The following is a 19,995-nucleotide window of genomic DNA, read 5'->3' as shown; positions in this document are numbered from 1 at the left end:
GGTTTTTTTGAGCGATTCTGTAATATTGTTATCAAACGAGCGTAGCCTGATTGCTTGCAACTATTTCTTGGTCACATCACCTCCGACGCCTCGCGAGCATCCGCGGGGTCTAAATATAGACTGTGTTGACAATGATAGGTAGAGGAGAGTTCTTTACAAGCAACCACGCCGTATAAATATCTGTCTCGGCGTAATCCGCTTACTTACTAATCAACGCTTTAATCGAATCATAGGTTTGCTGAATTAACTCGGCTTTGTTATCCAAACTAAATTCGGTGGTATCAATAGGCTTACCTATATGTATTTCTGCTTCTTGATTCAGATGAATATTAAACGTACGTGCAGGAAGAATATTATTAGCACCACGAATACCGATAGGGATGATGGTCGCTTGAGATTCAATTGCAGTAATAAAGGCACCTTTCTTAAATGGTGCTAGTTCTCCATCCTTCGAGCGAGTTCCTTCTGGAGCGACCCAAAGCACTATGCCACTTTCCATTAATTTTTTGGCGTAAGCTAAATCTTTAATCGCTTGATAGCGATTTTTACGATCAACAAATGGAAATTCTGCAGCCTGCATGGCTTTACCCATTAAGGGAACTTTAGATAATTCTTTTTTCGCCAGCATACGGATGGAATGATTGGGGAATGCTTTAAAACCAAGAGGAATATCATAGGCACTGGAATGATTGCACATAATAATCGTGGCCTTTCCGAGCTCAGGTTGAACCTTATACGGATTAATTACCTTGTATTTTACCTGGACGCTATTGAGTAATTGATCAACCCAATGGTGAAGAGCTTTATCAGTCCACGCCCGGGTTGTCTTACCGAAATAGTATTTGCCAATACAGCGGAGGCTGGTTACTGCTGTATAAAAAAACAAACAACCAACTACCCATGCTGTTCTTATCTGGTTTATTTTCATTATTATTATGTTAAGTTAAATGAGCCGCTAATATAACTTAAGTCGCTACAATTGCCCAGAGACTCCGTGACTGGGAGCCAATATTTGGCAGTGGGGGCAAAATGCAGAGCTGCGACCCCCGATTATAACGGTTTGGATCGAGTGTCGGCATTTCATGCAGGGTTGATTCTTACGACCGTAAACTTGGAGCGAAATGCTGAAATAACCAGGTTTTCCATCAAAGGCATAAAAATCGCGTAGGGTCGTTCCGCCACTTTTTATGGCTTGTTGTAACACTGATTTGATGTGCTTTGCCAAAAGATGATAGGACGCTTCATCAATGTTCTTGGCAGGAGTAGCTGGATGAATAGTCGATAAGAATAAGCTTTCAGTCGCATAAATATTGCCTACACCCACAACGATTTCATTATCCATAATAAATGATTTTATGGGCTTATTTTTATTTTGCGCTCGTTGGTATAGGTAATGGCCATCGAAGGCTTCAGAAAGTGGTTCAGGGCCTAGGTGGGTAAGAAGTTTATGCTGATGTGGGTTTTCATCGATATAAATGAATAAACCAAAGCGTCGAGGGTCGCAAAATCTCAGTGCTTTGCCATTAGTTAAATTCAAGGTGATGTGATCATGTTTTTCAGGCAGATTGGTATTGGAAACAATGCGTAAGTGTCCTGACATTCCTAAATGAATTAAAAGATAGCCTTCACTTAATTGCAGCAGAATATATTTGGCCCGGCGGGTTACCGCCAGGATCTTTTTTTCTGCGCAAAGCTCATTGATATTGGCGGGTACAGGAATCCTGAATCCATAGTTACGGACTTCAATATTCCCAATAATTTGCCCTTCAAGGTGAGGTTTAATACCCTCTTTGGTGGTTTCAACTTCAGGTAATTCAGGCATTATTTCTTATCGTCATGTTCAATGATACGACCCTGTGTTTTTTTAACAATGGTGGTTTTTTTGCTGCTCGGAAAAAGTAGTTCTTTAACTACCGAAATGAGCCATAGGGTTCCGCCAATAATTAATCCCCATATCACAACATAGGAAAACATAAATAGTAGGCCAACAAATAAGGCGATGGCAATTCCGGCGATAATAAATGGGATTAGGGTCTCAAAGATCTTTGGTACTTGAAATTTATTGTTCATAGCATGATTCCAAAATATGTATATGATGAGATAAGGTTAATTATCGACTACATCACGAAATGTTGCAACGGAATGAATAAAAATGTGTTATCCTTATACTATACTTGAGGGATCTGAAGTGTAAAACACCGCCTACAGCCGTGTGTTTTGCCTACGGAAATGGCTTTTTCATAAACTAGCATTAGACGCGGAGTGATTATGCTTTTTGGTTATCTAAACCTGTCTTTTTGGGGGTATGTGGTTGCAGTTCTTGTTATGACGCAAATTACCATTGCCGGAGTAACACTTTACCTACATCGCTATCAAACTCATCGAGCTTTAACGTTACATCCTATCGTTAGTCATTTTTTTCGCTTATGGCTATGGTTAACTACAGGAATGGTTACTGCCGATTGGGTTGCTATTCATCGTAAACATCATGCAACAACTGACGTTGAAGGAGATCCCCATAGTCCTGTTGTTCTAGGCATTAAAAAAGTATTTTGGGAGGGGGCTGAGCTTTACCGCGCTGCGCGTAAAGATCGAGAGATGGTTGCTAAATACTCTCATGGCACACCGACTGACTGGGTAGAAAGAAATATTTACTCGCATTATTCTGCTTCAGGCGTGGTATTGATGTTTCTCATCAATTTATTCCTCTTTGGTCTTCCGGGAATTACCATTTGGGCAATTCAAATGATGTGGATTCCTTTCCATGCTGCTGGCGTGATTAATGGGATTGGCCATCACTGGGGCTATCGTAATTATGAATGTCGTGATGCCGCAACCAATATATTTCCTTGGGGATTTTGGATTGGTGGCGAAGAGCTCCATAATAACCATCATACCTTTGCATCCTCAGCCAAGTTTTCGGTGAAATGGTGGGAATTTGATATTGGTTGGATGTATATTCGTATTCTGTCGTTCTTTGGTTTGGCACGAGTTAAAAAATTACCACCAAAGTTAGCTATGGAAGCAGGTAAGTTGCAAGTAGATATGGATACGGTAAAAGCAGTTATTTCGAATCGTTTCCAGGTAATGTCCAATTATTATAAAGGCGTGATTCGTCCCATATTAAAGCAAGAGCTTATTAATAGTGGCGGAAATAAAGAAACGAAAAAAATGTTTGCAAGAGCAGGCAGCTTATTACGTCGTGAAGATTCTTTACTGAGTTCTAAAGCTAGAGCGCGTTTATCTGCCCTATTAGAAGCACGTGAGCAATTGCGCGTTGTTTATGCATATAAGCAATCACTGCAAAACGTTTGGCTAAAAACAGCGGCATCGCAAAAAGAATTGATTGAAGCACTGCAACAATGGTGCCGTCAGGCTGAAGAGTCAGGCCTGGAGGTGCTCAAGCAGTTTGCGCAACAATTAAAGGGATATGTTCCTGTTTATCATCAAACACATTAATTATTGTCACTTCCTGGTTCCCGCGCATAAAGTGCGGGAATTAGAGGATACTCGCTTACCATCACCACGCGAAAATTTCTTTTATAATCTACTTGCTTAGCTCTAAACTTCTTCTATACTCAAAAGCTTTAGAAAAGGTATTTTGAGGTTTTTAAGAATAGTAGTACTATGATGGTTAGAGTAATAACAGGGAGTTATTTATGACTAAGAGTGTGGCAATCGTTACTGGTGGTACCGGAGGAATTGGTAGTGCAATTTGTCAGCGTCTTGCGGCAGATTATCAGGTTGTTGCTTGCTATTTTAAACATGGAAGACATGAAGAAGCCAAACAATGGCAAGAAGAGCAAAAGCAAGCGGGTTTTGATATCGACATCATTTATGGGGATGTAGCGCAATTTGCTGATTGTGAACGAATAACTGCACAAATGATGGAGCGCTATGGGCGCATTGATGTGCTAATTAATAACGCCGGTGTCACTCAAGATTGTAGTTTAAGAAAAATGTCTCCGGAACAATGGCAGCAAGTTCTTGATGCCAACCTAACTAGTGTGTTTAACATGACACGTAACGTAATCCCGCATATGTTAGATAAGGCTTATGGTCGTATCATTAGTATTTCTTCAATTAATGGACGTAAAGGGCAATTTGGTCAATGTAACTACGCGTCTACCAAAGCCGCATTATTCGGTTTTACCAAAAGTCTTGCTTTAGAAGTAGCAAGCAAAGGTGTTACTGTAAATACGATATCTCCTGGGTACATAGAAACCTCGATGCTTTCAGGCCTTAAACAAGAAGTTCTTGATGCAATTATTGCTAATATCCCTGTTGGACGTTTGGGACATCCTCAAGAAATTGCTGATGCGGTTGCTTTTTTCGCATCCCCTGCCAGCGGCTTTATGACTGGAGCAAATTTAGACATCAATGGTGGTCAGTACATGTAGTTTCCTACTACATATCGATGCAGTAAAGGTCTCAATTAGAAAAGAATAACTCCCAAAAGTTGTTACTCTTGGGAGTTATGTCTATGCTTATTTAAGGTAAAACAACAGTAGAGAGTTCTATGCACAGTCACAACGTCGTATTAATTACTGGGGGTACCGGTGATATCGGTACTGCAATCGCAAAACAGTTAAATGCATCTTCTAAGCATGTTTTTGCTCTTGATCTTGCAACTAAAGAGCATGGTATCGCCTGGGAAGAGGAGTTGCGCGAGTCTGGGTATCGAAATATAGCGTTTCGACACATGGATGTTAGTGACTATGAGCAATGTGAACAGGTCATTTATTCCATTATAAAAGAGTTCGGGGATGTTGATGTTTTAGTGAATAACGCCGGTATTACCCGGGATGCAGTGTTTACTAAAATGACCAAACAGCAGTGGGATGAAGTATTGCGAGTGAACCTTGATGGGATGTTTAATGTTACCCGGCAGGTTGTCGAAAATATGAGAGAACATGAGTCGGGAAGAATCGTTAATGTCTCTTCTGTAAATGCGCAAAAAGGCCAGTTTTCTCAGGCCAATTATGCCGCTTCTAAAGCAGGTATTTATGGATTTACCAAGAGTTTGGCACAAGAATTAATGGGTAAAAACATTACGGTTAATAGTATTTCGCCTGGTTATGTGGATACGCGTTTGATGAAGGGCATTCGTCCTGACATTTTAGAATCAATTATTGAGCAAATTCCGGCGAAGCGTTTAGCCCAACCGGAAGAAATTGCTTGGGTAGTGGACTTTTTAGTTAATGAGAAGAGCGGATACATTACAGGGGCAAACCTAAGTGTTAACGGTGGACTTCATATGTATTAGTCGGCATTAACGACTTATCTGTTCTTCACCATACGACTTTTTGATAAGATGGAGTAGTGCGCTGAGAACAGATAAAACAGACTAGATCAACATTCATGAGAACCCTATGACTCGATTAATAAAAAAATATAAAAATCGTCGACTTTATGACACCGAAACCAGTCAATACATTACTCTTGAAGAGCTGCAACGTTATGTCGTGGATGGGGTACAGTTTAGCGTTGAAGATTCTATGACCGGGAAAGATTTAACCAATACCATTTTGTTACAAATCATTGTCGAGATGGAAGCAGGAGCCAATCAATTTTTGTCTTCGGAAATTTTGCGACAAATTATTTCTTTAGCGAATCATCCCATGCATGCCTCATTAAAAAAAATGATGGAGCAGATGTTCATGGCGATGGAAAAACCCCTGCAAACTAATCCTTATACCCAGGCTACTGAAAACTGGAATCAACAAATGCAAACGATGATGCAGCAGTGGCAGGCTTTGTTTAAACCTTAATATATTCATGAGCACAACACTACGAATTACCGCGGTCAAGAAGCGGTAATTCGGACTTCTACGAGGAGACTATGCTGCACTGCAAAAAAAATAATTCTAATGCATTGACAAGAATGTTTCTAATGTACTATTATTAAATTGTGCGATGCAGCATAATAGTGGAGAGTATCATGAACCAACCTAATTTTGAAAAATGGAGCGATCTGGCTAAGAAACTACAAGAGCCTTTCCAAGCCATCGCTGAATTAAATGTTAAAACATTACAAGGTATTACTTATATTAAACCAGAAGAACTTGCTGGTATAAAAAAGCCTGAAGAATTATTAGAAAAGCAAATTAATTTAGCCGTTGAAAATGGTCATAAGGCTTTGGATTATATGCAAAAATCCTTTCAAATTGTTGAAAAGGCCATGCTAAGTCTGGTGGATGAAGCTAAAAAAACCGGATCGGATAAGCACTAATTATAAGTTTTTACCTACTTTTAAAAGCCGCTATTTAGCGGTTTTTTTATTTTTACCTACAGCCTAAAAAAGAATGCCGGTGCGCAAAACGCACCCCATGCTGCATTGCAGCAAAATAATTTGTTAATCTATTGACAAAAAATAAGAGCATGTACTATTATTATATTGTGCAATGCAACATATATCGGGGAGAGTATCATGAACCAACCTAATTTTGAAAAATGGGGCGATATGGCTAAGAAGTTACAAGAACCACTTCAAGCTATTGCTGGATTAAATATTAAAACAATGCAAGCTGTGACTTACATCAAGCCAGAAGAACTTGCTAAGATTAAAAAGCCTGAAGAGCTATTAGAAAAGCAAATTAATTTAGCTGTTGAAAATGGTCATAAAGCGCTAGAGTATATGCAAAAATCTTTTCAAATTTTTGAAAAGGCAATGTTAAGCCTGGTTGATGAAGCTAAAAAATCATCGTAAGAGATTAGATCTTATTTCCTACCCCGCGGTTTTTCCGCGGAGGTGGGATAACTTATAAACCCCAATATAGAATGTCTTTTCTCAGTTCGGAGGAATGAGCATAGACGCCAGGAATATCAATAAACACGCCATTAGTCGTTAGCTTGCCACACATATTTTGCGCCCCACATTGAATAAACTCTTCATGCGCTTGGCAAAGGATAATCGCATCACATTGCTCTAATGCTTCTAGCTCAACCCAGTCCATATCCATTTTTTCCTGAATTACTAAGGGGTCGCAAGCGAGAACATTGATGCCCATGGATTTGAGATTATCGTATAAATTGATGGACAAGCTGTGACGGACATCATTCACATTGGCTTTAAAGCTCATACCCAAAATGGCAATTTTGGCATTGGATACCAGGATTTTTTGTTTAATAAGCAACGTAGTTAGCTTATGAATGATAAAGTAATAAAATTGTTGGTTTGTTTGATAGGCACAGCTTATCAAATTGTGGATACAATCTAAGGTACTGGCTTGGTAAATTAGATAGTATGGGTCTTCGGGAATGCAATGTCCTCCAACTAAACCTGGAGTGTAGGGGTGAAAATTAGATTTTGTTTTTGCCGCTGCTAAGACTTCATGAAATGGAATTTCCAACTTATCCATTATCTGGGCAAATTCATTCATCAAGGCAATATTAACACTGCGCTGGATGTTTTCCAGAAGTTTACTTGATTCAGCCACCTCCAGACTGTGGGCGCTATGTACTTTGACTCCGGGAATCAACTGATACAGCTGTTCTACTTTTTCTAGTGCTGCTTCGTTTTGTCCTGAGATAACCCGAACGGAGGTATTGAGCAGGGTTAGATCCTCATCTCCAGGAACGATGCGTTCAGAGGCATAGCCAACAAAGAAATCAGTGCCACTTATTAATCCGCTGTTTTTATTAAGAATAGGGATTAACAATTCGCGAGTTGCTCCCGGAAATACTGTGGACTCCAAAATAACCAGGTCCCCTTTTTTTAAAACCGAAGCCACAAGCTTTGATGCGACTTTCAATGGCTGAAGATCAGGAATTTTGTGGGAATTTATGGGAGTAGGTACCGAGATTAAATAATAGTTTGCTTCTTTTAATTGTTCGGGGTCATGAGTGAAATTTATGTTTTGAGTGTGAACCTCAGTAATTTCCATGTTTTGGTCAATGCCTGAAGCGAGCTGCATAATGCGTTGTTCATTGATGTCAAAAGCAATGACTTTGATTCCTGCATTAGAAAGAGTAAGTGCGCTGTGTAATCCAACATAGCCCACCCCTATAATGGCAACGATTTGCGTCATAATGTCCCTTCTGTATGGCGTTCATCTTACAAAAAGTATAGAGTATATTTTGTATATTCTGTACATTTTAATGAGCAGATTGGAGAGGAAAATCGTAAGGATTGAATTGAATAACTTACAACCTTTTCTGCACTAATTTTATTTGCTCCTGGCTTATGCCGGACTAATACGGCCTAAGTTTATTGATTTAAGAAAAAAGCGATGGTTTCTTGTAATCCAGAAGATAAATCATGGGGAGTTGCCAGCCCTAGGGCATGCATTTTATCAACACAACCCACCGAATGCAGAATGTCATAAGAACGCTTGGGTGCATGAGTTGGATGGACATTTTTCCCCATCAACTTCGCAATTGCAAATGCCAATTGATTGATGCTAACTCCTTTACCGGTACATATATTGACAACCTCGCCATTGGTATTTACTTTACTCAGTGCGCGGACTAAAGTTTTGACTACATCTTTTACAAAAACAAAATCTCGAGTTTGCTCGCCATCACCAAAAACTACAGGTTGCTTATTCTCTTTGAGTGCATGAATAAAGCGAGTAATGACGCCGGAGTAGGGAGACTCTGGGGCTTGTCTTGGACCATATAAATTAAAGAGACGTACACCCAAGGTCGGCAATTGGTAGTTTTTTCCTAAGGCATAAGCATTTAGCTCAACAGCCAATTTATCACAACCATAAGACGAAAGTGGTTGAACTCGTTGATTTTCTCGAAGAGGCAGTTGCGTGGTCTCACCATAAACGGCACAAGAAGAAGCATAAACAATCGGAATTTTGCCCGCCTCAATCGCTAATTTAAAAACAACTAAACTTCCTTGCATATTGGTCGCATGAAAATGAAACCAATCCTCCATAGTCATAATGACCGAGGGAACACCAATTAAATGAAAACAACCGTCACTATTTTTGAAATAAGGACGTACCTGTTCTACATCAAGTATGTTGGTTTTGATCGTTTTGGCTTGGGGGTGTATGTAGGTCCCTGAAGAGAAATCATCGATAACAGTAACCTTATGTCCTCCATCAATTAAATAATCAACCAAATGTGACCCTAAGAAACCAGCACCACCGGTGATTAAATAGCTTCCCATTTTGGCATCCTTCGTGATGGGTTCTATATTGGGAGTATAGACTAATCAATTATTATTACCCCTGCTTTTAAAAATCATAGCATGCAGCACATCTGGGCCTATGCAGGTTCTATTTTTTTCCAAGATTCTCATCCAGACAAATCGCTTCAATACTTGTTAGATTGGTGGTGCATTTCCCTCCATCTTTCAAGCTATAATGCCAACGATGTCTCGGGCAGACTAAGCAGCCATTTTCAATCCAGCCCTGTGATAAGTCAGCCCCCTGATGTTTACAATATCTTAAAATAGAATACTGCTTTCCTTCATAATGAACGATGATGCGCTCGCGACGTTCTAAATAGGATTGCATTAATTCACACAGCCTTCCTATGCTGCTTGCGTCCAAAGAAATAAATCCATGCACCAGCGTATTATACACATCAGGCTTACGAGATAGTTTTACTCTAAAGGTCAATGCGAAATCAGGCCAGTTGATTTCCTTTTGCAGTACCTTATGCACTTGCCATGCTGGAGCTTCAATTAAATAATAATGATTGGTGTCGAGGATGGTTTTGACGGTGGTTAAGGTTTTTTCCTTAAAATTTATTTGATACATCAAATCATAATCCTGAATTTTCCAATACAGGGGGACTATTACCTCTTCATGGACCAATTTTAAGTTGTGAACCTTTTCATCTAAGTCCTTTTGCAATTCTAAAAAAACTTGATGTGGATTTATCTTATTGTTTGTAAGCTCACGCCTATAAAAATAATCAGTATAATCATTCGCATAGTCTTGAACTGTTTGATAAAAGTTGGCATCCTTAGGTCGATTTGGTGCTAAATGAACCCATTGGGATGTCACTACATCTAAAGCATCACCTGGCATTACCTCTGGCCATTGGGTATGAGAATCTTTGCAACGCTCATTTAAAAACTCAATGAGTTCAGGTGTGCGAGGAAAAATATTAATTGGCTCAAAGTTTTTATGGATAAGCATTGGGTCTAAAAAGCAAGGAGGGCCGGCAGAAGGGAAATAAAATGTAGGGTTTACGGTTTCAAGTGCTCGTGCCGTCAGTTCAAATTTCACATTTTTTTTGCTTAAGGAAATTTTTTCATAGCTGAGTAGATCATAGTCATAGCAGGTTGGATGCCAAATGGCCCCAGAAAATTGTGCTGCGAATACATCAATGGGTCCATATTCTTTGGTTATGCTTTCCAGGCGTTCGTTAATTTTACAATCATTTATATTAAGAAATGTTTTAGTATTTGCTTTGATTAACACCGCGGAATCGCATTCCAGTTCGGAATCAATAACAAACATGGTGAGGCTAGAACCGTCTTGAAAAACCACGTGTTCCTTATCTTTTAATTCCAGAACTTGCTTACACTGATAATTCATTTGGATTAAGGCATCTTTAACGATGGGGTGCTGGAAGTCGGCCAAAATAAGAGTGAAGTCTCTATTTTCCAGTGAGTTTAAAAAAGCAGGGTCAAAATGGTCTTTATGTTCATGGCTGATGTAGATGTATTTTTCTTTTTGGTTTTTATTAAATAAATCAATAACATATTGCGCCATATGATGGTTCCTGGGGTATTGAAACCAGGAGGAGTCAAAGGCCCCAAAGGATGATAACCATGGATCTAGAATGAGAATAGTTGATGTGGTTTCAATGCAAAAGCCTGCGTGTCCTAAGTATGTAATTATCATTTTATACCTATTTGTTTAAAGTAGGCTGCAATATCCGTGATGGTTGAATCGATGTTCCATTTATAAGTATAGTGGGTCAGGTTTAATAATTTACTAATGTCTGGTTTGCGATCAGCGATGTAAATAAAATCATTATGATAAACCTCACTGAACGGAATATGAGTAATCAGCGATTCGCTGGCACAAATTTTTTTGATTTTTTTTGCCAGGGTATTAATGCTGATGTCTTCATTGAAGCCAACATTTACAATCTCTCCGACTGAGCCCGGATTATTAGCGAGTCGGTCAATTAAATTAACCGAATCCTCCACATTGCAGAAGGACCTTTTTTGCGTCCCATCACCAAAGACGGTAATGGGTTCATTATTCATGGCTTGTTTAATTAATCGTGGCACTACCATACCATATCGAGATAATTGATTGCGCCCGACGGTATTAAATAGCCGTAGAATAATAGTGGGAATTTGGTGTTTATGCCAAAAAGACAAGGCAATTGATTCATCACTGAGCTTGCTAATTACATAGGAAGCATGGCTGGTGATGCTGCTTTCAATAATTAAAGGGGTATGCTCACTCATCGTTTTATGTTGATTACCATAGACTTCAGAGCTAGATGCGATGATTACTAAGGGCTTACTCTCTAGTGAAAGGAGAGTCTCCATGAGTCTTAACGTAGCAAAAATATTACATTTTAAGGTTTCTACTGGATGGTTTAAGACATGAAACATGCCAACGACGGCAGCCATGTGATAGATTCTATCGACCTCAACAAGTGCTTGGGCAAGTCCCTTCCATTTAAGCAAGTCTTTTTTGTAGAAGATAAATCCGGGTTGTTGTTGTAATGCTTTGATGTTTTCAATTCTTCCGGTTGATAAATTATCAACAACAATGACGTCATCACCTTTTTGCACATGGTATTTTGCTAAATTTGAACCTATAAATCCCGCACCGCCAGTTATTAGAACACGCATCATGGTCTCCAACGCTTTATATCGTTTTTATTGAGCCCCGAATTCTGTAGAATTTCGGTGAAGGTGGTTTTTATTTGCCGAATTAAATAAGCTTATTAAATTATAGTCGAAGGTTTATTATTTAGAAGATGGCTTCGCTAGCGTATTACACTGCATTAATATAGGCTTTATATGAGTCTCCTTATCGAGCTCCAAGGCTTAAGACAAGAAAAAACTTTTTAAGTTGCGGGCAAGAGGTTACAATGTATCTTTTATCAGGGAAGGTGTTTCTCTTTTACTAAGGGCTGTTTATATCCTCGATACAGGGGCATTGAGTGATCATTTTTCGTTATTTAGCTAAAGAAGTGTTTGTCACTTTGATTGCGCTAACATCTATACTCGTTTTAATTTTTTTGAGTAATCAATTAATTCAATATTTAAATCGGGCTGCTTCTGGAAGCATTCCCGGGGTTATTATTATGAAGTTAATGATGCTTGAATTGCCAACCTTGTTAAGCTTGCTGGTTCCTTTAGGCTTTTATATTGCGATGCTGGTTGCTTATGGGCGTTTGTATGCCGAAAGTGAAATGACGGTATTGAGAGCTTGTGGTTACGGCTCCGGCCAATTGCTAAAACACAGCTTTATTATGGCATCCTTCGTCGCTGTGATTGTTGCTGCTGTGATGATTTGGGCTAGCCCATACATCTATATTGAACGAGCCAAGTTATTACGTACTACCGGTATTCAAACCTTAGTACAAACCATCATGCCTGGGAGATTCCATGCGATTAACGATGGGCAGCAAGTTTTTTATGTACAATCAATGAGCCGCGATCATACCAAGGCGGAACAAGTATTTTTAGCAAAACGTAGCACCGAAAAGGAGAAAGTTCGTTGGGATGTGTTATGGGCCGATAAAGCCTATGCGGAAACCGACACAAAAACAGGGGAGGACTATATAATCCTGCAAGATGGCAAGGAATATCAGGGAACTCCTGGAAAGGCTGGCTATCAAATAGCCGAGTTTGGCGAATATAAAGCGCGTTTACCGCACCCCATTGTTAAGATAAGTGATGACTTGCGTACCTTCAGTACTGCAAGTTTATGGCCATTAAATAATCCCGATCGCGGGAAGGCGGCAGAATTGCAATGGCGTTTATCCGTGCCGCTAATGGTACTCACGCTCACCTTAGTTGCGGTCCCTTTAAGTCGTATTAATCCACGTTCGGGTAAATATGCTAAATTATTCCCGGCAATTCTTATTTACATCCTCTATGCCAATTTGATGTTCATTGGGCGTAATGCGGTAGTTTCTGGTGCAGTGCCTCAATGGATAGGCCTATGGTGGATACATCTTCTTGTAGCGGCTCTGGGATTATTCTTAATCTGGCGTAATCAGGTGAAATTAGCATGAACATTCTAGATCGTTATATTGCAAAAACTGTTCTTATGTCTATTGGGATGGTTACTTTAATGCTAGTCGGTTTGCAGGTGTTTATTTTATTTGTTGACCAGCTCAGTGATTTAGGACGAGTTGATTATGGGATTATGCAGGCGGCATTTTTTGTTCTATTGCAAATGCCTTATCAAGTCTATTTATTTTTCCCTATGGCCAGTTTGTTAGGTTGCTTGATTGGTTTAGGAATTATGGCTAATCATAGCGAATTAGTGGTGATGCGCTCTTCTGGAAAATCGATACTGCAGATCACCGGAGCCGTTTTAAAAGCATCGGTCCTTTTAATTGTACTGGTTACCATTTTGGGAGAAACGCTTATTCCCCTTCTTTCTCATTATGCCAATGATTACAAAACGGCTGCGGTGAGTGGGGGGCAGACCTTAAGAACGTCCAAAGGGTTTTGGTTACGTAATAATAATGATTTTATTTCCGTAGGCCAGGTTCTACCTGGTTATGTATTGCAGGATATTTATCAGTTTCGTTTTGATGAGCATCGCCATCTAAAAGTAGCTCGCTTTATTCGCGAGGCTAAATACAGCAATCAAGCCTGGATGGCTTATGATGTGCAACAAACTGAATTTAAGGGGGACAGCACCAATGCTCAGACTTTTGCAAGCATGCTTTGGGATGTGCCTGTAAAGCCTAAGATCTTAACCATTAGCAGTATTGATCCCGATGAAATGACCTTACACGAGCTAAATCGTTATATTCGCGAGCAAAAGCGTAACCATCAAAATGTGCATACCTACCAGTTTGCATTCCTGCAACGGATAGTGCAGCCATTTACGACCATGGTGATGATGGTCTTGGCAATTCCTTTCATTTTTGGCCCCTTACGCTCATCAACTATGGGCTCTAAGTTATTGGTTGGGGCCGCTGTTGGATTCGGTTTTCATATTTTAAGCCGCTTTTTTGGTCCGATAAGCACCGTATTCCAATTACCCCCAGCATTAGCGGCATTAGGACCGACGTTTATTTTTGCTGTGTTGGGAGTTTATTTGATGAGGCGTGTGAGGTAGCCCTCACTGTATTGGGGATGACCTTTTTGCCAGCCTACACCACCTGCCCGGCTGCCCACCCTGAAGACCAGGCCCACTGAAAATTGTAACCACCAAGCCAGCCCGTCACATCTAATGCTTCACCAATAAAATAAAGTCCAGGAACGTCATTAGCTTCCATGGTTTTTGAGGAAACGGCATTGCAATCCACACCACCAATAGTTACTTCGGCAGTACGATAGCCCTCGGTGCCATTGGGCTTTATCTGCCAGGTGTTAATTTGTTTGGCTACCTGTTCTAAATCGCGATTAGCTAGATCAGCTAGCTTTTTTTCTGCTAATTGTGGCGGAATGAGCAGTTCAACAACTCGTTTAGGTAGATAGTTGGCTAATAGGGAGTTTAATTGTTTGTGCGGGCTGGAGCCTCTTGCCGTTTTTAATGTTTCTAATAGATTGATTTCTGGCAGTAGATTAATATCAATATGTTCTCCTGCATGCCAATAGGAGGATAATTGCAAAATAGCGGGGCCACTTAAACCACGGTGGGTGAAGAGCGTATTTTCACGAAACGCTATACGTTCATTTTGGGCAATACTATCGACACTAACTCCTGAGAGGAGGGCTATTTTTTCTTTTTCAGTAACATCTAAGGTTAGCGGGACTAAGCCTGCGCGCGTAGGCCATACTTTCATATCAAATTGTTCTGCCACTTTATAAGCAAAGGGGCTTGCTCCCATGGTGGGAATGGACAAGCCTCCACTGGCAATAACTAATGATTGGCATTGGAATGTTCCTTTGCTGGTGTGCAGTTTAAACAGTTCGTTTTTTTGAATTTTCTCAATACTGGTTTGTAACTGGATTTTGCTACCCGCTTTATCACACTCTTTTAAGAGCATATCGACAATATCTTTTGACTTATTATCACAGAATAATTGCCCTAGCGTTTTTTCATGAAAGGGAATGGAGTGCTTTTTAACCAGCGAAATAAAATCCCATTGTGTATATCGTGATAGGGCGGATTTAAAGAAATGAGGGTTGTGGGAGTTATATTTTTCAGGCTCAATGTAATAGTTAGTAAAATTACAGCGGCCTCCACCAGACATTAGGATTTTTTTGCCGACCTTATTGGCATGATCGAGTACCAATACTTTGCGATGGCGTTTGCTGGCTTCAATGGCACACATGAGCCCTGCAGCCCCTGCGCCAACAATAATGACATCTACTTCTTCCATATTTTTGGGACTACTCTAATTCTAGGGATACTTCCACTTTTCTATGCCAAATGACCTGGGCTAATTCGGTAATTTCACAGTTGATCAGGAACGGTGACGTTGATGTTGTATCTAAATTTGTACAAATCAAATTATAACGTCCCTCTTCGGAACTGGGTCGTAACTTTCTTACTAGAGTTTCGCCAGTGATTAATTTAACAATACAGAAGGTACCCATATAGTGGTCTGCATAATCAACAGGAACTAACTTACCACCAACATAGTCTCCAATGGCATAAAACGGTTGCATCGAGTCATCGGTAATTACCGTAATGATCGGGTTTTTATTTTCTGTTTCAAAGAAATTAATTTCGCGCAGAATAGCATCTTTTTCTGCAATGGAATTGAGCGAGAACTTATTAATTGGCCTTGGAGGAAGACCCTCGCCATTGATGAACCATTCTGGAGATGTGACTAAGCCGCAGTCAAATAAGGTTTTGACATATTTGATCATGCTTTTTTTGGGTACAGGGTATCTACCGTCTTCCCACGCTTGAAGTGTTGCAGCAGAAAAACCGCATTTATCTGCAAACTCGCGCCGGGAAAAACCCAACTGCATCCTTACGCTTTTAAGGCGCTCTCCGACAATTTTATAAAGTTCTCTATTCAAATCTAATTCAAATTCTAACATAGAAAGAATCTTAAATATTAATGATAAAACGGAATTAACTTATTTTATTTTTAATATTTATCCATTACAGTACATCATCTATTGTAATAAGTGGGTTCTCGATGTCAATTTTTTTAAAGAAAAGATTACAGAAAATAGGATGCCTGCGACATAAGTATAGACTAATTTTAAAAACAAAGGTTACTTTGTTTATAATTTGCACCAACGGGTGAAAAATTAATTAAATCAAAAAATAATAATATTTATTATTTTTATGGGTTAAATCTATTGAATTTAATTGAAAAAAGAATATTCTATTCGCTTATTCAAAAATTCTGTTGGATTGATCTATGTATAGAACTCTGCAAAGGACTGTAGCGTTTGTATTAATGTTATCTAATTTTGTTAATATCGCTGGAGCTACTCCCGAACCTGCTTCTATGGGAAGGAACCCCATGATGAATGCAGGAAGCGCTGCTAATAATTCTCCCACTTTTCTACCCCATAATGCAGTGCCACAGATGGATGCACCTGCAAATCTTGCTCTTAACAGTGAACAATTTGGATTAACCGGGCCCCTTAATTTAGGAGTTAATTACAGTGATCTCACCGGTACTTACGTCACGGCACAATACATAAAAAGACTCTCACAGAATTGGGCCTTTGGTTTACTGGGGGAGTACGGTAATGATCAATACCGTTATAATGGCACCTTGGGTTTGCAAGTAAGCTCCACAAGCTTAATCAAAGTTTCTGCAGAGCGCTTAAATCAACGTTTACCTTTTATGTTTGACTCCGGTGCAATTTCTCGCCGCATCAGTCAGGATGCTGTAGGTGGACGCTACCAAAAAGTTTTTAATGAAAACTTTTTGGTTAAGGCTCTGGATTTTGGTGGCTATTATGCTGCAGCACACAATCTAGCCTTGTCGCCCGTTATTTACATGTCTAATGGCATGAATTGCTTGGGCAATCCTACTGGCTTAGCGTGTATTAACGAACGTAATATTGCTGGGGGAATTAGTTCCGGAGCTGATGTTGGTTTTACCTTGCTACTTACGCCGAAAACCTTACTGCAGGCGAGGTTAAATTATGATCAGTTGCATTACAGCACGATATTTTCTTCAAACTCTCAATATAATCGCCAAGGCTTTGGTACCACGGTTAATTTGGAGCAGTTACTTACTTCCCGTTTGAAATTTAACGGTGGCTTTGAATATCGCGCTATTTATAATTCATTTAATGCTGCTTTATCGTGGTTGTCCCCATTCTTTTCATCTGCACAAACAGAGATTTCTCTTTTTGCCCAACGCATTGTGTCGAAAAACCCCACACCGGATAATAATATTGTTGGATTGAAAATCGCATTTTTGGGCGATATTGATCGCACCAGAGAAAAAGATTATCAAATTAATCCAACCGCGTTCCTCTCCGATTTGACAACCTGGGTAAAAGAACCTGCTGTAAAAATGAATCAAGTACTGGCTATCGCAGAACAAATAGTCCGTTTACTTGCTCCCAGTGTACAGTCCATCAATCCTAATAGCGGTCCTTTAAATGGTGGTAACGTGATTACCATTAATGGGACAAACTTTAATGGAGATCCGCCGTCTGTACTGATCGATGGACAATTTGCACTAGTAAAATATATTTCGCCAACGCAATTATCGGTAACAATACCTGCAGCCCTGCCAAGGGTGGTTACTCTTGCGGAGTCTACTCACCAGTCGGTACCTGTTAATGTACTGCTCAAAAATGAAGATGGACAACAGACAACAGTAACCAATGGCTATATCTATACAACGGCGGCTTTTGGCGTTCCGCTAATTACTTCCGTTACCCCTAGTACGGGGAATACTGGGGGAAATACCTTAATAAATATCATCGGACAGAATTTTACTAGTGGGGCCACGGTTACTATTGGTGGGGTTAATGCCGAAATTGTCAGTATTTCACCCACGCTCATTGAAGTGCTAACTCCTGCTCATGCGGCAGGAGCGGTTGCAATTGTGGTAACCACCGCTGCGGGAAGCACGACTTTTGCCAATGGATTTACTTACACGAACACGACTCCTGGAATTACCACTATTACTCCTAATATTGGTTCGGCTGCAGGGAATACCACAACAACAATTACTGGAACTAATCTGAATGCCATTACTTCGGTTTCTTTTGGTGGCGTACCGGCAAGCAGCTTTGTAGTGAATAGCAGTACTTCCATTACCGCGGTTACTCCTGCATACACTGGGGGCGCATTAGCGGTTAATGTATTGGTTAGTGATGGAATCTCAAATGCGACCTTAATTAATGGCTTTACCTATCAGCTAGGGGCGCCATCGATTAGTACTATTTCTCCCAACCAGGGTTCTATTGCAGGTGGAACCACGATTACGGTTACAGGCAGTGGCTTTGCAACTGGGACCACTCTTAGCATTGGAGGCATACCGGCAACCAATATTACCGTGATTAATCCAACCACCTTAATGGCGATAACCCCTGCTTATATCAGTGGGCCTTTAGTGAAAGATGTTCAGGTTAATAACGGTGAAGGGGTCTTTACTTTAAGTGGAGGCTTTACCTATGTTGCCAGTGCTCCTGCATTAGCTAGCCTGACACCGACAAATGGTTCGATTGCGGGTGGGACCACAATTACCTTAAGCGGGAGCGGTTTTGTTGCCGGGACCACCGTAACTTTGGATGGAACTAGTGCTACAGATGTGCATATCATTAACGCAACCACCCTAACGGCGGTTACTCCGGCACATGCTAGTGGCTCGGTAGATGTGGTGGTGAATAATGGTGTGGGCAGTGCCACCTTAAGTGCGGCATATACCTATCTTGCGAATGCCCCTACATTAACTGCAATTAACCCCACTTCGGGGAGTGTTGCTGGTGGTTTATCTGTAACATTAACCGGAACGGGCTTAACGGGAATGACCGCCGCCAGTTTCGGTGGCGTTCCTGCTACTAACGTAGTGGTTGCCAATGATACTACGATGACCGCCGTAGTTCCTGCTTATATTAGTGGGGCTTTGCTCGTGGATGTCATTGTCAGTAATAATAGTTCTAACGCGACTTTAGTGGGTGGATTTACCTATCAGGCAGGTGCACCAACTCTTAGTGCAATCAGTCCTAATACGGGTTCTGTTTCCGGAGGGATAACTGCGACCCTACAGGGTACTAATTTTGTTCCGGGCACCATGGTGACTATAGGCGGTGTGGCGGCAACGAATATCAATATAATTAATGCAACAACCGCTACATTGACTATTCCGGCTTATGTGAGTGGGCCCTTAATAAAAAATGTGGTGGTGAATAATGGGGTTGGGAGTGCGACGTTGGTGGGTGGATTTACCTACGTTGCTAATGCCCCGACCCTTAACAGTATCAGTCCGATTACCGGGTCGATCACCGGTAGCACCTTAGTGACATTAACGGGAACTAATTTTACCCCGGGCACCATCGTAACTTTTGGCGGCGTGGTGGCAACGAATGTAAACGTTAATAGCGCTACCAGCTTAACAGCAGTTACTCCTGCCTATGTCAGTGGTTCTTTGACCGTTGATGTGATGGTGAATAACGGCGTTTCCAATGCGACTTTAGCGCAAGCCTTTACTTATCAAGCCATTGCTCCGACGTTGGCTAGCATTACCCCTAATAGTGATTCAGTTGTGGGGGGAGCAACGATTACGGTGAGTGGTAGTGGTTTTGTTCCTACAACTACCTTAACTATTGGGGGCATTACAGCAAGCAATATTCATGTTAGCAATGTAACTACCTTAACCGCCACAGTTCCCGCCTATGTTAGTGGTTCCCTAATTAAAGATGTAGTGGTGAATAATGGCGCGGGCAGTGCGACGCTAACTGCGGGCTTTACGTACATTGAGAATGCGCCTAGC

The 19,995-nt window shown here is 40.6% G+C and carries 18 protein-coding genes; 9 read left to right on the top strand and 9 right to left on the bottom strand.

Annotated features, from left to right (window positions below):
- Nucleotides 1-199: 199 nt before the first annotated feature.
- The 3 genes from ACD661_RS12595 to ACD661_RS12585 are packed head-to-tail and all read right to left on the bottom strand — an operon-like array spanning nucleotide 200 to nucleotide 2,070.
- Complete coding sequence (locus ACD661_RS12595; protein WP_400188222.1) at nucleotides 200-928, bottom strand: lysophospholipid acyltransferase family protein; 729 nt, start codon at nucleotides 926-928, stop codon at nucleotides 200-202.
- Between the two features lie 45 nt (nucleotides 929-973).
- Nucleotides 974-1,822 (bottom strand): bifunctional DNA-formamidopyrimidine glycosylase/DNA-(apurinic or apyrimidinic site) lyase, encoded by an 849-nt coding sequence (mutM, locus tag ACD661_RS12590; RefSeq protein ID WP_400188221.1) that lies wholly within the window; start codon nucleotides 1,820-1,822, stop codon nucleotides 974-976.
- A complete protein-coding gene (locus ACD661_RS12585) occupies nucleotides 1,822-2,070 on the bottom strand; it encodes a hypothetical protein (RefSeq protein ID WP_400188220.1) in 249 nt (82 codons plus the stop codon). The genes mutM and ACD661_RS12585 overlap by 1 nt, the downstream gene beginning before the upstream one ends.
- Before the next feature lie 198 nt (nucleotides 2,071-2,268).
- On the opposite strand from ACD661_RS12585, the gene ACD661_RS12580 reads away from it, so the two are divergent.
- From ACD661_RS12580 to ACD661_RS12555, 6 genes are all read left to right on the top strand, one after another.
- Nucleotides 2,269-3,459 carry a DesA family fatty acid desaturase gene (locus tag ACD661_RS12580; protein WP_400188219.1) on the top strand — a complete coding sequence of 397 codons (1,191 nt, stop codon included), beginning with the start codon at nucleotides 2,269-2,271 and terminating at the stop codon, nucleotides 3,457-3,459.
- A 200-nt stretch (nucleotides 3,460-3,659) separates the two neighbouring features.
- On the top strand, nucleotides 3,660-4,400 hold the full coding sequence (gene phbB / locus ACD661_RS12575; RefSeq protein WP_400188218.1) for an acetoacetyl-CoA reductase: 741 nt from the start codon (nucleotides 3,660-3,662) through the stop codon (nucleotides 4,398-4,400).
- A gap of 119 nt (nucleotides 4,401-4,519) precedes the next feature.
- Nucleotides 4,520-5,266: an acetoacetyl-CoA reductase gene (phbB, locus tag ACD661_RS12570; protein WP_400188217.1), complete on the top strand. Its 747-nt coding sequence runs from the start codon at nucleotides 4,520-4,522 to the stop codon at nucleotides 5,264-5,266.
- 106 nt (nucleotides 5,267-5,372) lie between these two features.
- Nucleotides 5,373-5,771 carry a polyhydroxyalkanoate synthesis regulator DNA-binding domain-containing protein gene (locus tag ACD661_RS12565; protein WP_400188216.1) on the top strand — a complete coding sequence of 133 codons (399 nt, stop codon included), beginning with the start codon at nucleotides 5,373-5,375 and terminating at the stop codon, nucleotides 5,769-5,771.
- Between the two features lie 170 nt (nucleotides 5,772-5,941).
- Nucleotides 5,942-6,232, top strand: coding sequence for a phasin family protein (locus tag ACD661_RS12560; RefSeq protein ID WP_400188215.1), 291 nt, complete (start codon nucleotides 5,942-5,944; stop codon nucleotides 6,230-6,232).
- Between the two features lie 198 nt (nucleotides 6,233-6,430).
- On the top strand, nucleotides 6,431-6,709 hold the full coding sequence (locus ACD661_RS12555) for a phasin family protein (protein ID WP_400188214.1): 279 nt from the start codon (nucleotides 6,431-6,433) through the stop codon (nucleotides 6,707-6,709).
- Nucleotides 6,710-6,761: 52 nt separating this feature from the next.
- On the opposite strand, the gene ACD661_RS12550 is transcribed toward ACD661_RS12555, so the two are convergent.
- The 4 genes from ACD661_RS12550 to ACD661_RS12535 all read right to left on the bottom strand — a co-directional run bounded on the left by ACD661_RS12550 (nucleotide 6,762) and on the right by ACD661_RS12535 (nucleotide 11,788).
- On the bottom strand, nucleotides 6,762-8,030 hold the full coding sequence (locus tag ACD661_RS12550; RefSeq protein ID WP_400188213.1) for a nucleotide sugar dehydrogenase: 1,269 nt from the start codon (nucleotides 8,028-8,030) through the stop codon (nucleotides 6,762-6,764).
- 179 nt (nucleotides 8,031-8,209) lie between these two features.
- Entirely contained in the window at nucleotides 8,210-9,124 is a 915-nt protein-coding gene (locus ACD661_RS12545) for an NAD-dependent epimerase/dehydratase family protein (protein ID WP_400188212.1), read from the bottom strand.
- A 109-nt stretch (nucleotides 9,125-9,233) separates the two neighbouring features.
- Nucleotides 9,234-10,814 carry a Rieske 2Fe-2S domain-containing protein gene (locus tag ACD661_RS12540; RefSeq protein ID WP_400188211.1) on the bottom strand — a complete coding sequence of 527 codons (1,581 nt, stop codon included), beginning with the start codon at nucleotides 10,812-10,814 and terminating at the stop codon, nucleotides 9,234-9,236.
- Entirely contained in the window at nucleotides 10,811-11,788 is a 978-nt protein-coding gene (locus tag ACD661_RS12535) for an NAD-dependent epimerase/dehydratase family protein (RefSeq protein WP_400188210.1), read from the bottom strand. Before ACD661_RS12535 ends, ACD661_RS12540 begins: the two co-directional genes overlap by 4 nt.
- Nucleotides 11,789-12,099: 311 nt before the next feature.
- On the opposite strand from ACD661_RS12535, the gene lptF reads away from it, so the two are divergent.
- Nucleotides 12,100-13,179 (top strand): LPS export ABC transporter permease LptF, encoded by a 1,080-nt coding sequence (gene lptF / locus ACD661_RS12530; RefSeq protein WP_400188209.1) that lies wholly within the window; start codon nucleotides 12,100-12,102, stop codon nucleotides 13,177-13,179.
- Entirely contained in the window at nucleotides 13,170-14,240 is a 1,071-nt protein-coding gene (gene lptG / locus ACD661_RS12525) for an LPS export ABC transporter permease LptG (protein WP_400188326.1), read from the top strand. Before lptF ends, lptG begins: the two co-directional genes overlap by 10 nt.
- A 34-nt stretch (nucleotides 14,241-14,274) precedes the next feature.
- On the opposite strand, the gene ACD661_RS12520 is transcribed toward lptG, so the two are convergent.
- Both ACD661_RS12520 and ACD661_RS12515 read right to left on the bottom strand, forming a co-directional pair.
- Entirely contained in the window at nucleotides 14,275-15,450 is a 1,176-nt protein-coding gene (locus tag ACD661_RS12520) for a BaiN/RdsA family NAD(P)/FAD-dependent oxidoreductase (RefSeq protein WP_400188208.1), read from the bottom strand.
- A 10-nt stretch (nucleotides 15,451-15,460) separates the two neighbouring features.
- Nucleotides 15,461-16,120 carry a helix-turn-helix domain-containing protein gene (locus tag ACD661_RS12515; RefSeq protein ID WP_400188207.1) on the bottom strand — a complete coding sequence of 220 codons (660 nt, stop codon included), beginning with the start codon at nucleotides 16,118-16,120 and terminating at the stop codon, nucleotides 15,461-15,463.
- A 329-nt stretch (nucleotides 16,121-16,449) separates the two neighbouring features.
- Here ACD661_RS12515 and ACD661_RS12510 point away from each other — a divergent pair.
- A partial coding sequence (locus tag ACD661_RS12510) for an IPT/TIG domain-containing protein (protein ID WP_400188206.1) occupies nucleotides 16,450-19,995 on the top strand: 3,546 nt, incomplete at its 3' end.

The organism is Legionella lytica (assembly GCF_044626755.1).
GTDB classification, from domain to species: domain Bacteria; phylum Pseudomonadota; class Gammaproteobacteria; order Legionellales; family Legionellaceae; genus Legionella; species Legionella lytica_A.
The sequence above is the reverse complement of the archived record's forward strand: the minus strand, read 5'-3'. Positions and strand labels throughout refer to the sequence as shown.